We start from the raw sequence: 14,530 nt of genomic DNA, 5'->3' as shown, positions 1-14,530 counted from the left end.
GTGACGGCCTCCACGCGGCGTACGACCTCCTGCACCTGCGCGACGGCGGCACCGGTGAACTCGATCGGCGCCGCGACCAGCGAGGTGATCTGCTCCTGGGTCAGCCCGAGGCGAGCGTCGGCGCCGAGCTTGGCGAAGACGTCGTTCTCGACCTGCCCCTTGCGCATCGACAGCGCGGTGCCGACGGCGGCCTCCTTGATCGCCTCGTGCGCCTCCTCGCGCCCGACGCCGTTGCGGACGGCGGCCATCAGCACCTTGGTGGTCGCCAGGAACGGCAGGTAGCGGTCGAGCTCGCGCTGGATCACGGCAGGGAAGGCACCGAACTCGTCGAGCACCGTCAGGAAGGTCTGGAAGAGACCGTCGGCGGCGAAGAACGCGTCCGGGAGCGCGACGCGGCGCACGACCGAGTCGGAGACGTCGCCCTCGTTCCACTGGTCGCCGGCCAGCTCGGAGATCATCGAGAGGTAGCCGCGCAGCACGACCGAGAGGCCGTTGACCCGCTCGGTGGAGCGCGAGTTCATCTTGTGGGGCATCGCCGACGAGCCGACCTGGCCCTCCTTGAAGCCCTCGGTGACCAGCTCGTTGCCGGCCATCAGCCGGATCGTGGTCGACAGGTTGGAGGGGCCGGAGACCAGCTGGACCAGCGCCGAGACCGCATCGAAGTCGAGGGAGCGCGGGTAGACCTGGCCGACCGAGGTGAAGACGTTGTCGAAGCCGAGGTGGGCCGCGACCCGCTCCTCCAGGACGGCGAGCTTCGAGGCATCGCCGTCGAGCAGGTCGAGCATGTCCTGAGCCGTGCCCATCGGGCCCTTGATCCCGCGCAGCGGGTAGCGGGCGATGAGCTCCTCGACCCGCTGGAGGCCGACGAGCATCTCGTCGGCGACGGTCGCGAACCGCTTGCCGAGCGTCGTCGCCTGGGCAGCGACATTGTGCGACCGGCCGGCCATGACGGTGGTCTCGTGCTCGCTGGCCAGCCGGCCAAGGCGCGCCAGCGTCGCGACGGCACGGTCGCGGATCAGCTTCAGCGAGGAGAGCACCTGGAGCTGCTCGACGTTCTCGGTCAGGTCCCGCGACGTCATGCCCTTGTGGATGTGCTCGTGACCGGCCAGCGCGGCGAACTCTTCGATCCGCGCCTTCACGTCGTGACGCGTCACCCGCTCACGGGCCGCGATCGAGTCGAGGTCGACACCGGCCTCGCCCTGGGCGACGACCTTCTCGTACGCCTCCACGACCCCGTCGGGGACCTCGATGCCGAGATCCTTCTGGGCCTTGAGCACCGCGATCCAGAGCTGTCGCTCGAGCACGATCTTGTGCTCAGGGCTCCAGATCCCGGCGAGGTCGGCGGCCGCATAGCGGTTGGCGAGAACGTTGGGCACGACAGTCACGGCGAACATTCTCCCATGTTCGATGCCCACCCCACTAACGTGGCGGTATGGCTCTGCAGATCCTCGCCAGGCGGCCCGACCCGGCGATCTACACCCTCCCCTGGTCTCAGGCCCTGGAGGACTGGCCAGACGATGTCGTGGTGCCGCTGACGCGTGGCCTGAGCCGCCATGTCGTACGCATCGTGCGCGTGCGCAACCACCTCTACGCCGTCAAGGAGACCCAGGCCGACATCGCGCGACGCGAGTACGACATGCTGCGCGAGCTGCAGCGCCTCGGTCTACCGACGGTGGTCGCCAAGAGCGTCGTCACCGGTCGCACGGACCACGACGGCAACGAGCTCCGCGCCGCGCTGATGACCGAGCACCTCACCTACTCGCTCCCCTACCGCGCGCTGTTCGAGCGGGGCATGGCCGCCGACCGGCTCCCCAGCCTGATCGATGCCCTCGTGGTCCTGCTCGTCCGCCTCCACCTGGCCGGCTTCTACTGGGGCGACGTGTCCCTGTCGAACGTCCTCTTCGTCCGCGACGCGGCCGGGTTCGCCGCCTACCTGGTCGACGCCGAGACCGGGGAGCTGAAGGCCGAGCTCTCTGACCGGCTGCGCGAGTACGACATCGAGGTCGCCTGCCAGAACATCTTCGGCGAGCTGCTCGACCTGCAGGCGAGCGAAGCGCTGCCGGAGGCCTTCCCGATCGACGCGATCGTCGAGCGGCTGCAGAGCCGCTACGACGTGCTCTGGCGCGAGCTCACCGAGGAGCAGGTCTTCTCCGCCGAGGAGATGTGGCACATCGAGCAGCGCATCGAGCGCCTCCACGACCTCGGCTTCGACGTCGAGGAGCTCGACATCACCGCCAGCGAGGACGGCGACACCGTGGCCCTCCGCCCGCGGGTGGTCGAGCTCGGCCACCACCGTCGCGAGCTGCGTACGCTGACCGGGCTGGACGTCCAGGACGCCCAGGCGAGGCGGATCCTCAACGACATCTCCGCCTTCCGCGCCACCCGCGAGATCGGCGACCTGCCGATCGAGGTCGCCGCCGGCCGCTGGCTGCGCGAGGTCTACGAGCCCATCGTCGCGATGCGTCCGTCCGGCGCCACCGCCAAGCTCACCCCGGCGCAGATGTTCCACGAGATCCTCGAGCACCGCTGGGTGCTCTCCCAGTTCGCGGGCGAGTGGGTCAAGCTCATCAACGCCGCCGAGTCCTACTACGAGGACGTCCTCCACAGCCGCCCCGACGAGGCCGTCACCCCGCCCGCCGCGGAATGAGCGCCGGGTTGCATAAGGTGGCCCCGTGAAGATCCTCGTCGTCGGCACCGGTGGTCGTGAGCACGCGCTCGCTCTGAAGCTCTCCCAAGAGGGGAACGAGGTGTACGCCGCACCCGGGAACCCCGGGATCGCGCAGTTCGCCACGCTCCGGGACGTCGACATCATGTCCGGTCCCGCGATCGCCTCGCTGGCGGGCGAGCTGGGCGTGGACCTGGTCGTCGTCGGGCCCGAGGCGCCGCTGGTGGCCGGGGTCGCCGACGCCGTCCGCGACAGCGGGATCGCCGTCTTCGGGCCGTCGCAGGCGGCCGCACAGCTCGAGGGATCGAAGGCGTTCTCCAAGGACGTGATGTCGGTCGCCGGCGTCCCGACCGCGGGCTCGCGGGTCGCGACCACCCCCGAGGAGGCGGCCGCGGCGCTCGACGAGTTCGGCGCTCCGTACGTCGTGAAGGACGACGCTCTGGCCGCCGGTAAGGGCGTGGTGGTGACGCGTGACCGTGACGAGGCGCTGGCCCACGCGGCTGCCTGCGAGCGGGTCGTCATCGAGGAGTTCCTCGACGGCCCCGAGGTCTCGCTGTTCGCGATCTGCGACGGCTCCCGCGCCTATGCCCTGCAGCCGGCGCAGGACTTCAAGCGGATCTTCGACGGCGGCAAGGGCGGCAACACCGGCGGGATGGGTGCCTACTCCCCGCTCCCGTGGGCGCAGCCGGACCTGGCGGCGGTCGTGCTCGAGACGGTCGTCGAGCCGACGCTCGCCGAGATGACCAAGCGCGGCGCGCCGTTCGTCGGGTGCCTCTACGTCGGGCTCTCGCTGACCGCCAAGGGCCCGAAGGTGATCGAGTTCAACTGCCGCTTCGGTGACCCCGACGTGCAGCCGGTCCTGGCTCTTCTGGAGTCCTCCCTCGGCGACCTGCTCCTGGCGGCCGCGACGGGCGCGCTGGACACCGTCCCCGAGCCGACCTTCTCCGACGGCGCCTCGGTGACCGTCGTGCTGGCCTCGGCCGGCTACCCGGAGTCCTCCTCGAAGGGCGACGTCATCACCGGCGCCGGAAACGCCAACTCGATCAACGACGTGGACGTGATCCACGCCGGCACGGCGATCGTGGACGCCTCCACGGCCGAGGAGCCCGACCACCGCCACCTGGTCACCGCGGGCGGCCGCGTGCTGGCGGTCCGCGCCAAGGGCTACGACATCGACGACGCGCGCTCGCGGGCCTACGCCGCCGCCGACCTGATCACCTTCGACGGTCTCCAGCGACGCTCCGACATCGCGGCCGAGCCGCTCGGAGTGGTCGAGGGAGCCTCGCTGCTTTGAGCCCGGGCGTAGTCTCCCGAGCATGACCTGGGTCGTGTTCGGCGTGGCCGTCGTCGTCGTTCTCGGTCTCGTGATCGCCGCCTGCAACAAGGCGCTGCGCTCCTCGCGACGCGGCGTATCGTCCGGGATCGGGGATGGGCTCGGCAGCTTCATCGACGTCTTCGACCCCGGGAACGCGCGCGCCGCGCGCGAACTGAAGGAGCAGGACAACGTCGGTCATGTCGTTCCCTCGCCCGACGGCGACGACCCGCCCCACGGGGTGGACCTGAAGGTCGGACGGGTCACGATCCGCCGCTCATGACCTCGCTGAGAGTGGCCCATGGACCACTCTCAGCTTCACAACCTCAGGTCAGCGAGTTGATGATGACCGTCTCGTCGCGGGCCGGGCCGACGCCGATGACCGACATCCGGGCGCCGGAGATCTCCTCGACGTACTTCACGTAGGCCTGCGCGTTGGCCGGGAGGTCGTCGAACGACCGCGCGCCCGAGATGTCTTCCTTCCAGCCCGGCAGCATCTCGTAGATGGGCTTGGCGTGGTGGAAGTCGGTCTGGTTGACGGGCATCTCGTCGTGGCGGACACCGTCGACGTCGTAGGCGACGCAGACCGGGATCTCGTCGAGACCGTCCAGCACGTCGAGCTTGGTGAGGACGAAGTCGGTGACCCCGTTGACGCGGGCGGCGTAGCGGGCGATGACCGCGTCGTACCAGCCGCAGCGACGCGGCCGGCCGGTGGTGGTGCCGAACTCGTGGCCGTTGTCGCGCAGGTAGGCGCCGGAGGCGTCGAAGAGCTCGGTCGGGAACGGCCCCTCCCCCACGCGGGTGGTGTAGGCCTTCACGATGGCGACGACGCGGTCGATCCGGGTCGGCGGGATTCCCGAGCCGGTGCAGGCGCCGCCCGAGGTGGCGTTGGAGGAGGTCACGAACGGGTAGGTGCCGTGGTCGACGTCGAGGAGCGTCGCCTGGCCGCCCTCGAGCAGCACGGTCTCGCCCCGGTCGAGCGCCTCGTTGAGCAGCAGGCCGGTGTCGCAGACCATCGGCGCGATCCGGTCCGCGTAGGACAGCAGGTCCTCGACGACCGCGTCGACGGTGAACCCACGACGGTTGTAGACCTTCGAGAGAAGCTGGTTCTTCAGCTCCAGCGCGCCCTCGACCTTGCTGCGCAGGATCGACTCGTCGAAGAGGTCCTGGACGCGGATGCCGATGCGGTTGACCTTGTCCGCGTAGGTCGGGCCGATCCCGCGACCGGTGGTGCCGATCTTGCGCGAGCCGAGGAACCGCTCGGTGACCTTGTCGAGCTGGCGGTTGTAGTCGGCGATGACGTGGGCGCTGGCGGACAGCTTCAGCTTGGAGATGTCGACGCCGCGCTCCTCCAGGCCGCTCAGCTCCTCGAAGAGGACGGCGAGGTCGACGACGACGCCGTTGCCGATCACCGGCGTCACACCGCCGGTCAGGATGCCGCTGGGCAGCAGGTGGAGGGCGTACTTCTCGCTCTGCCCGTCTTCCTGGCGGATGACGACGGTGTGGCCGGCGTTGTTGCCGCCGTTGAACTTCACGACGTAGTCGACGTGCTCACCGAGAAGGTCGGTCGCCTTGCCCTTGCCTTCGTCGCCCCATTGGGCACCGATGATCGTGATCGCGGGCATGTGTTGCTCCTTCGCTCCGGACGGAGTCCCTCCGGGCGGGGCCCGGCTGCTCGACGCACCATTATCTAGTGTGTTGATCCACCGTTGGATCCATCGCTGAATCAGTCAGAAATGCGAAAAGCCCTGGCAAGACCAGGGCTCTTGCGACCACACGCTAGCAAATCCGAGGCCGTACGTCACAGCCAGCCGCGCCGCGCCGCCTCGACTCCCGCCTCGAACCGCGAGGTCGCACCGAGCTCCTCGAGCAGCTCGGCGACCCGGCGCCGGACCGTACGCAGCGAGACACCGAGCCTCCGGGCGATCTGCTCGTCCTGGGCTCCGCTGGCCAGCTCGGCGAGCAGCAGGCGGCGCTCGGCACTCGGCAGATCCTCGAGGTCGGCCGCCGGCAGCGCACGGCGCCACAGCTCCTCGAAGTAGTTGGTGACCACCTCGACGATGCCCCGTTGGCGGACGTTGATCATCGGCTGCTCCACCTGACCGAGCGGGTCCGGGAACATCGCGTGGGTGCTGCCGACCACCATCAGGTGGGTGGCGACGCTCGGCAGGATCCGGATCTCCTCACCGACCTCGATCCGCATCCGGAGCACGTCGGGCGAGTGCTTCAGCGCTGCCACCGGATAGATGCCACGACACCGGCGTCCCGACCTGATCGCGGACTCGATCGCCGAGATGAACCGCATCTCCGAGGGATGCACGGTCACCACCGGGCGCAGCCACACCATCTCGCCCGAGGTGGTCGAGACGAGCCGCTCGAAGGTCTCCGGCGTGAACTCGGTCGCGATCACCTCGCCGTCGATCGGATGCTCCTCGCCGATGGCAGCGGGGAGCCGTGCGGCCGTGCCCGCGACGTACGGGACCGACTGGGAGATCTTGAGCAGATGGTCGTGGGCGTCCTGGGCCCTGGTGGCGGCCCGCTCCAGCATGTGCGCCACCACCGCTGTCGGGCTGAGCACGGTCAACGTCTCACCGCAGCTGATGACTCCGCTCTCGACCAGGGGCGCAGCCTCCTCCTCCAAGTCCTCCATGGAGGCGGACAGCGTCGCCGCCACCACCATGCACGGCCACCCGTTGAGCGGAAGGAGGCGGCTGTAGAGCTGCGCCGCGCCCGGTTCGAACCCGAGCGCGGTCATCAGCGTCTGCGACCGGCCGTTCTCCATACCTGGCACTCTAAAGCCAAGCGCATCGGATCGGCGTCACACGGAGCGTGGATCTCGACCCGCCCGTCGCGACCGCTCGCAAGCTCGCGGGGCTCGCTCGATCCTTTCGGGTCGGCCGTGCGAGCAAGCTCGCCCGGCCGCCTCAAGCCTCGGGCTTCAACAGCGGGAAGAGGATCGTCTCGCGGATGCCGGCACCGGTGAAGAGCATGATCGCCCGGTCCAGGCCGAGACCGAGGCCACCCATCGGCGGGGCGCCGTACTCCAGCGCCCGCAGGAAGTCCTCGTCGAGCTGCATCGCCTCGGGGTCGCCGCCGGCGGCGAGGAGGGACTGGGAGGTGAGCACCTCACGCTGCACGACCGGGTCGATCAGCTCGGTGAACCCGGTGCCGCGCTCGACACCGCCGATGATCAGGTCCCAGGCGAGGACCTTGCCCGGCTCCTCGTCGTTGATCCGCGCCAGCGGCTGGGCGATCGCCGGGAAGTCGCACAGGAAGGTGGGCTGGATGAGGTTGGGCTCCACCAGCTCGCCGCACAGCTCCATGACGATCTTGTCCGCGCCCCAGGCCGGGTCGAGATCGACGTCGTGCTTCTCGGCCAGCGCCTTGAGCGTGTCGACATCGGTGTCGGGGGTGACCTCCACGCCGACTGCCTCGGAGACGCCCTCGTAGACCGGGAGCCACTTCCACTCACCGTCGAGGTCGATGACCGTCGTCTCGTCGGCCGAGCCTGTCGAGACCTCGATCTGGCGCGAGCCGACCGCGTCGGCGGCGGCGAGGTACATCTGCCGCATCTGCTCGGCGATGGTGAACTGGTCGCCGTAGGCCTGGTAGGCCTCGATCATCGTGAACTCGGGGCTGTGGGTGGAGTCGACGCCCTCGTTGCGGAAGATCCGGCCGATCTCGTAGACCTTGTCGATGCCGCCGACGACGGCCTTCTTGAGGTTGAGCTCGAGCGCGATCCGCAGCGTCATCGGCTGGTCGAAGGCGTTCATGTGGGTGTTGAACGGCCGCGCGTGCGCCCCACCGTGGATGAGCTGCAGGACGGGCGTCTCGACCTCGAGGTAGCCCTCGTCCTCCAGGCAGCGGCGGATCGCCTGAGTGATCTTCGCGCGCGTACGCACCATGTCGCGCGCCTCCTGGCGCACGATCAGGTCGGCGTAGCGCTGTCGCACGCGGGCCTCCTCGGAGAGGTCCTTGTGGAGCACCGGCAGGGGCCGCAGCGCCTTGGACGCCATCTCCCAGCCGGAGGCCATGATGGAGAGCTCACCGCGCCGCGAGGAGATCACCCGGCCGGTGACGGCGACGTGGTCGCCCAGGTCGACGAGCGCCTTCCACTCGGCCAGCGACTCCTCGCCCACCTCGGCGAGCGAGAGCATCACCTGGAGGCGGGTGCCGACGCCCTCCTGCAGCGTCGCGAAGGCCAGCTTGCCCGTGTTGCGGACGAACATGACCCGACCGGCGACGGTGACCACGTCCTGGGTCTCGTCGCCGGCCTCGAGCTTGTCCTCGTAGGCCTCGCGCACCTCGGCGAGCGTGTGGGTGCGGCCGACACCGATGGCGTACGCCTTCTTGCCCTCGGCCAGCAGTCGCTCACGCTTCTCGCGCCGGACCAGGCTCTGCTCGTCGAAGCTGGGCTCGTTGAGGTCCGGTTCGGGCGCGTTGGCGGTCTGCTCAGTCACAGGGCAAGGCTAGGCGAAATCGCTGGTCCGACGCGATTCGGTATCGACCTGGGGATCAGCCGAGCAGAGTGTCGTACGCAGTCGGGCTGCTGTCGCGCAGAAACTCCGAGCAGCGCTCCCACTCCTCGGTCTCACCGATCGCCTTGGCCTGCTCGGCGAGGAGGGCGAGGCTGGTCAGGAAGCCGCGGTTGGGCTCGTGCTCCCACGGCACCGGGCCGTGGCCCTTCCAGCCGTTGCGGCGCAGCATGTCGAGCGAGCGGTGGTAGCCGACGCGGGCGAAGGCGTAGATGGTCACGTCCTCGGCGCCGGACTCCTTGGCGGCCGTGGCGAGCGCGGCCCACGCGGAGGGAGAGGCAGGGTGGCGGCGGACGACCTCGGCGGGCTCGGTGCCGGCGGTCAGCTCGGCGGTCGCGGGGTCGACGGGAAGGTGGGTCGGCGGCGGGCCGGCCATGAGGTCCTGGTGGGTCATACCCACCATTGTGCCCGGCGGCGCACACCGCCACTCCCCGGGCGGGTGTTGACTGTGACCATGACCCAGCCCGTGACGCAGACGACCGCCGCGCCGACGACCGAGCACCCGTGGCGGGCGCTGTTCGCGCTGTGCATCGGCTTCTTCATGCTGCTGATCGACATGACGATCGTGACCGTCGCGACGCCCGACATCATGGCCGACCTCGACGCCAGCGCCAACGCTGTGCTGTGGGTGACCAGCGCCTACCTGCTGACCTACGCCGTACCCATCCTCATCATGGGCCGGCTCGGCGACCGCTTCGGGCCCAAGTGGGTCTACCTCGTCGGCCTGGCCGTCTTCACAGGCTCGTCGCTGTGGTGCGGGCTCGCCGGGAGCATCGAGTCGCTCGTGGCCGCGCGAGCGGTGCAGGGCCTCGGCGCGGCGATGATGACGCCGCAGACGATGGCGACCATCACCCGGATCTTCCCGTCCGAGCGGCGCGGCTCGGCGATGGCGCTGTGGGGCGCGACTGATGACGCGGTACGGATCGTCGTCACGCGCAGTCGCCTCATGCAGGCGATCGACGAACCGGCCGCCATGGCGATGATCGGCCTGCCCGAGGCCGAGGTCGCCACGCGACTGCTCGCCTTCGACGGTCGGGTCTCGATCGCGGCGGTCAATGTGCGGCGGTCGACGATCGTGGCCGGTGAGCAGGCCGCGGTGACCGAGTTGCTGGCCGAGCTGGATCGCGCGGGGATCTACACGCGGCTCGGGGCGTCCGGCCCCGGTCTGGCCGGGCATTGCGGATTGATCGAGGTCATTCGCGCGCCGCTCACCGATCAACTGGCTGATCTCGGCGCGTCGGCGCCGGCTGTCCCGTGGTATTCGACCGTGACGGGTGAGCCGGTGACGGACGCGCCGGTCGGGCCCGAGTACTGGTATCGCAATGCCCGCGAGACCGTGCGGTTCGCGGCCACCGTCGAGCGGCTGATCGCGGAGGGGTTCCGCTACTTCGTCGAACTCGGCATGCACCCGTCGCTGACAGCGGCGGTGAAGACGGTGTCGGAGGAACTGGAGCGCGACGTGATCGCCGTCGGCTCGCTGGTTCGCGACGAGGACGGGCCGACCAGCCTGGCCAGGGCACAGGCCGCGCTCTACGTCGCCGGTCATGACCTCGACTGGTCCCGCCTGGTCCCCGAGCGGGGCCGGATCGACCTGCCCACCTACGCCTTCGACGAGCGGCGCTTCTGGACCGAAGGGGCCCACCGCGACACCGGGTCGCTCGGTCTCGATGACATCACCCACCCGGTGCTGGGTGCCGCTGTGCCGCAGCCGGATTCGGGTGGTGTCACCCTGACGGGGCGGATCTCGCGCGCGCGGCAGCCGTGGGTCGTCGATCACGCGGGGCCGGACACGGTGCTGGTGCCGGGCGCGGCGCTGGTCGAATGGGCCGTGCGGGCCGGTGACGAAGTGGACTGTCCGGTGGTGCGCGAGTTGGTGCTGCAAGCACCCCTGCTCATGCCCGAGCGTGGGTCCGTGCAGGTTCAAGTGGTCGTCGGCGGGGTCGATGCGGATCACCGTCGGACAGTGCGGATCTACTCTCGGTCCGAGACCGACCCCGATGCGCAGTGGACGCTGCACGCCGACGGGAGCCTCGGCGAGGAGCTCGATCACGCACTGGCACAGCGGGACTCGCTCCCATCGGCGCTGGCGGCTGGTCACGGGGGTACCGTCGGGCCCGAACTCGCGGCCGTCATGAGCGCTCCCGACCGCACAGCAGTCATCGGCGCGCCCCACAGCACAGCGGGCGTCGCCCAGTCCGGTGTGGGCTGGGGCGTCGGTCCGCGCTCCGGCAGCCCGGACTTCGACCTGCCGCGTGAGGGAGCGCCCCATCTCGGGGCAGTGGATGATTCGGTGACTTCGGTGCCTGCCCAGTCGTGGCCGCCCACCGGCGCCACGGGGGTCGATGTCGACGACCTGTACCAGCGGCTGTTCGCCCGGGGGCACCACTACGGCCCCCTGTTCCGGGCGATGCGGTTCGCCTGGCGACGTGACGACGAGATCTTCGTCGAGGTCGAACTGGCCGAATCCGCACACGGCGCGGCCGCCGACTTCGGCATCCACCCGGCCCTACTCGACGCGGCCCTGCATGCGACCGCGCTGTTCGCCGACGACGACGGGCACGCCCTCCTACCGTTCGTCTGGTCCGACGTCGCCCTGTGGGCCACCGGCGCCACCACACTGCGCGTCCGACTGGCCCGTTCCGGCGCCGACACCGTCACCATGTCCGCGACCGACCGCACCGGCCGACCCGTGGTCTCGGTCGGCGCACTGCTTCTGCGCCCGGTCGACCCCGCGCAGTGGCAGACCGCCACCCTCGCCCCCGCGCACCGCCGCCTGTTCGAGCTGCGGTGGACCGCGCTGCGATTGCCCGCGACCGCCGGTGTACGCAGTATCGGCGGCTGGAGCGACACCGAACCTGGGGCAACGGATGCGGTGATACTGACTGTCCCCCCGGGCAATTCCACTGACGCGGTGCACGAAGCCGCCCAGTACGTCCTCGGCGCGCTACAGAGTTTTCTCGGCGACGACAGCTTCGAGGGGGCAACACTGGTCGTGCGCACTCAGGCGGTGGTTCCGCTCGCCGACCCCGATTCGACCGGGCATGGTGTGCCCGTATCGGGTGGAGTCGTGGGCGCCGACAGCGGATCGGTGGGGGCGCGTGTGCCCAGTGGTCGGGCCGTTCCCGATCCGGTGGGTGCGGTGGTGTGGGGACTGGTCCGGTCGGCTCAGTCGGAGAACCCGGGCCGGATCGTGCTGGTGGACAGTGCGGATGCCGACGTCGACTTCGCGGCCGTTCTCGCGGCAGGCGAGCAGCAGGTGGCGGTGCGGGCGGGGCGCGCGTTCGTGCCCAGGTTGGCTCGGCTACGGGAAGGGCCGGTTCCACAGCGGCGGGTGTCGCTCGGCGACGGTGCCGTACTGGTGACCGGGGCGCCTGGGCGGCTCGGATCGACGCTTGCCCGGCATCTGGCGGACGCTTACGGGGTGCGCGACCTGGTCCTGGTCAGCCGTCGTGGTGTCGAGGGTCCGGGCGGGACGGAGCTGCGCGACGACCTCGAGCAGCGAGGTGTGCGGGTGCGGTTCGCCGCGTGCGACATCACCGATCGGTCAGCGCTGGCCGAACTGCTGGACGGAATGCCGCTGACCGGTGTGGTCCACGCGGCCTGCGTACTCGACGACGCCACCATCGGCTCGCTCACCCCGGACCAGCTCACCGCTGTTCTTCGCCCGAAAGTCGATGCGGCGCAGCATCTGCACGAACTGACGGCCGACCGGGACCTGTCCATCTTCGTGCTCTTCTCCGCGGCGGGCGGTCTGTTCGGTACACCGGGCCAGGCGAACTACGCGGCGGCCAATGCCTATCTCGACGCGCTCACGGTGCATCGCCGGTCACTCGGGCTACCCGCGCAGTCGCTGGCCTGGGGCGCCTGGGAAGTCGACATGCACGAGCACATGGCCGACGCCGACATCCGGCGCATCGCGCGCGCGGGCGTTCGAGCCTTCTCGGTGCCCGACGGCATGGCCTGCTTCGATGCCGCACTGGCACAGGGTGATCCACTGCTGGTTCCGCTGCTGCTCGACACCGAGGTGTTGCGACGCTCACCCGCGGTCCCGCCGCTGCTGCGTGGGCTCGTACGTCGTGTGCGGCGGCGGGCCGTGGCCGATCACGCGGCAGTCGATCCCGCGACGGGATCGGCGTTCGCGCGCGAGCTTCGAGCGCTCCCGCGGGCGGAGGCGATCACCGTGGTCACGGCCGCCGTCGCCGGATGGACCGGGGAAGTGCTCGGACATTCGGGTACCGCGACCGTCGCCGTCGAGGAGACCTTTCAGAGTCTCGGTCTCGACTCGCTGATGGCGGTCGAACTGCGCAACAAGGTGCGTGAGCACACCGGGATCGCGGTGCCGCTCGGCACGATCCTCGCCGAACAGAACCTCACCGACCTCGCCGCCTACCTGGTCGACGAGGTCGCCCGGCAAGACTCCGGTTCGGCCGAGACCGCCGCGGTCGATGTGCCCGAGGTCGAAGTGCTGCCGGTCACCGGGGACATGATGCGGTTGCTGCGGACCGAACAGCTCGGTATTCCGAGCGCCGCGCAGACCGGCGGTGTCGCGGTGCGGCTGCGCACGCGAGTCACCCGGGCCGAACTCGAGCAGGCAGTGGCCCGACTGGCCCGCCGCCATGCCGCGCTGCGCACCGCTGTTCGCCCCAGTGACGAGCACGGCCGCCAGCTCGAGATCCACCGCGAGGCCGCGCTGTCGATCGGCTGGCGTGTGCTCGACCATCTCGATGCCGCTGTCGCCGAGGCATGGTTCCGCGAGCTGATGGCCCCGCCTTTCGCTGTGGCGACCGGTCCGCTGTGGCGTTTCGAGCTGCTCGATGCCGAATCCACCGACCAGGTCCTGCTCGTCGGCGCGCACCACACCATGAGCGATGTGCAGTCGATGCTGCTGGTGGCGGGCGAACTCGTCGCGGAACTGTCCGGTCTCGGCCTGGACGACACGGTGACCAACCGCGACCTGCACCAACTGATCGCTGCTCAACCGGCCAGGCGCGACGACAACGCGGCCGCCCGCTGGCGGGCCGCCTTCGCCGGTGCGCAGCGGCTCGAATTGACGCTGGCCCGGTCACGCCCGGCCGAACGGGGCTACGGCGCCGGTACGCTCGCGCTGGACATGCCGCCCGGCCTGCACGATCGGGTCGCCGATCGGGCGCGGGAGCTCGGCATCACCCCGGCCGCTGTCTTCCTCGGTGCGCTCACCGTGACGCTCGCGCGCAGGCAGCGGATCGATCGGTTCGCCGTAGCCGTTCCCGTGGACACCCGTATGCATGCCGATGCGACGGACGCCGTCGGGTATTTCGGTGTGCCCGTGCCCTTCCCGGCTGCCGTGGAAGCCGGTGACCTCGTCGCTGATGTTCTGCGCCGCACCGGCGAGCGCCTGCGCACTCTGCTCGCGCCCGGCGCGGGCTTCGCCGAGGTGATCGCCGCGCTCGCCGGGGAGGGCCTCGCCCGGGCGAACGCGCCACTGGTGGAGGTGTACTTCAACTACCTGCGCGCCAATTCGGCCGTCGGCCGGGCCGAGATCGTTCCGGTGAGCACGGGGTACTCCGACCTCGACCTCATGATCGCGGTGCTGCCCGACACCGGGCAGGTCTGGTTCACGTACAACACCGACATCATCGATGCGCGGACCTGCGCCGACTTCGGGACCGACTATCTGGCGGTGGTCGAAGCGGCCGTCGCCGATCCCGGAGCGCCCGTCCGCGCCGAAGCGGTGAGACCGGAGGCTGTTGCGGGTGTGCGGACGGCGGTGGCCGCCACGTTCGCGCTCGGCAGGCTGCCCGAACTGTTGGTCGCCGCGGCACCCGAGAACGTGATGTCGGTCGCCGAGGCGCCGTACCACCACGTGCTGGCGTGCCTGCGCGATCCGTCGGGGGTGTTCGCGCAACCGTCGACCACGCTTGGCGTGCTGCTGATACGGGCGGCGGATCTGGAACGCTTCGGTGAGGTCACCGACGATGTCCTCGCCGAGCTCGCCGTCGAGTTCCCCACAGTGATCAAGGGATTCGTCGAGCGAACGGG

The 14,530-nt window shown here is 70.1% G+C and carries 9 protein-coding genes; 4 read left to right on the top strand and 5 right to left on the bottom strand.

Translation table 11 applies throughout. The annotated features are described in order from the left end of the window. On the bottom strand, positions 1–1,385 hold a 1,385-nt coding region (gene purB / locus H5T77_RS24035), incomplete at its 3' end, for an adenylosuccinate lyase (RefSeq protein ID WP_292653131.1). A 47-nt stretch (positions 1,386–1,432) separates the two neighbouring features. On the opposite strand from purB, the gene H5T77_RS24030 reads away from it, so the two are divergent. The 3 genes from H5T77_RS24030 to H5T77_RS24020 are packed head-to-tail and all read left to right on the top strand — an operon-like array spanning position 1,433 to position 4,260. After that, positions 1,433–2,647 (top strand): DUF4032 domain-containing protein, encoded by a 1,215-nt coding sequence (locus tag H5T77_RS24030; protein WP_292645275.1) that lies wholly within the window; start codon positions 1,433–1,435, stop codon positions 2,645–2,647. 25 nt (positions 2,648–2,672) lie between these two features. Further along, positions 2,673–3,959, top strand: a complete 1,287-nt coding sequence (purD, locus tag H5T77_RS24025) for a phosphoribosylamine--glycine ligase (protein ID WP_292645277.1) — start codon at positions 2,673–2,675, stop codon at positions 3,957–3,959. A 22-nt stretch (positions 3,960–3,981) separates the two neighbouring features. Then, positions 3,982–4,260, top strand: coding sequence for a hypothetical protein (locus H5T77_RS24020; RefSeq protein WP_292653130.1), 279 nt, complete (start codon positions 3,982–3,984; stop codon positions 4,258–4,260). Between the two features lie 43 nt (positions 4,261–4,303). Here H5T77_RS24020 and H5T77_RS24015 read toward each other — a convergent pair whose 3' ends face one another. From H5T77_RS24015 to H5T77_RS24000, 4 genes are all read right to left on the bottom strand, one after another. Further along, the gene (locus H5T77_RS24015) at positions 4,304–5,602 is read right to left on the bottom strand and encodes an adenylosuccinate synthase (RefSeq protein WP_292653129.1); all 1,299 of its coding nucleotides are present in this window, start codon (positions 5,600–5,602) and stop codon (positions 4,304–4,306) included. Between the two features lie 176 nt (positions 5,603–5,778). Then, positions 5,779–6,759, bottom strand: a complete 981-nt coding sequence (locus H5T77_RS24010) for a helix-turn-helix transcriptional regulator (RefSeq protein WP_292653128.1) — start codon at positions 6,757–6,759, stop codon at positions 5,779–5,781. 142 nt (positions 6,760–6,901) lie between these two features. Beyond that, positions 6,902–8,437 carry a lysine--tRNA ligase gene (gene lysS / locus H5T77_RS24005; protein WP_472850369.1) on the bottom strand — a complete coding sequence of 512 codons (1,536 nt, stop codon included), beginning with the start codon at positions 8,435–8,437 and terminating at the stop codon, positions 6,902–6,904. Between the two features lie 55 nt (positions 8,438–8,492). Then, positions 8,493–8,906 (bottom strand): DUF3151 domain-containing protein, encoded by a 414-nt coding sequence (locus H5T77_RS24000; protein WP_292653127.1) that lies wholly within the window; start codon positions 8,904–8,906, stop codon positions 8,493–8,495. Between the two features lie 60 nt (positions 8,907–8,966). Here H5T77_RS24000 and H5T77_RS23990 point away from each other — a divergent pair. Beyond that, positions 8,967–14,530 (top strand): MFS transporter (locus tag H5T77_RS23990; RefSeq protein WP_472850368.1); only part of this gene is annotated, 5,564 nt, incomplete at its 3' end.

It is taken from the genome of Nocardioides sp., from assembly GCF_014360585.1.
Lineage (GTDB): Bacteria > Actinomycetota > Actinomycetes > Propionibacteriales > Nocardioidaceae > Nocardioides.
Note: the sequence above shows the minus strand (reverse complement) of the source record. Positions and strands in the feature narration are given on the sequence as shown.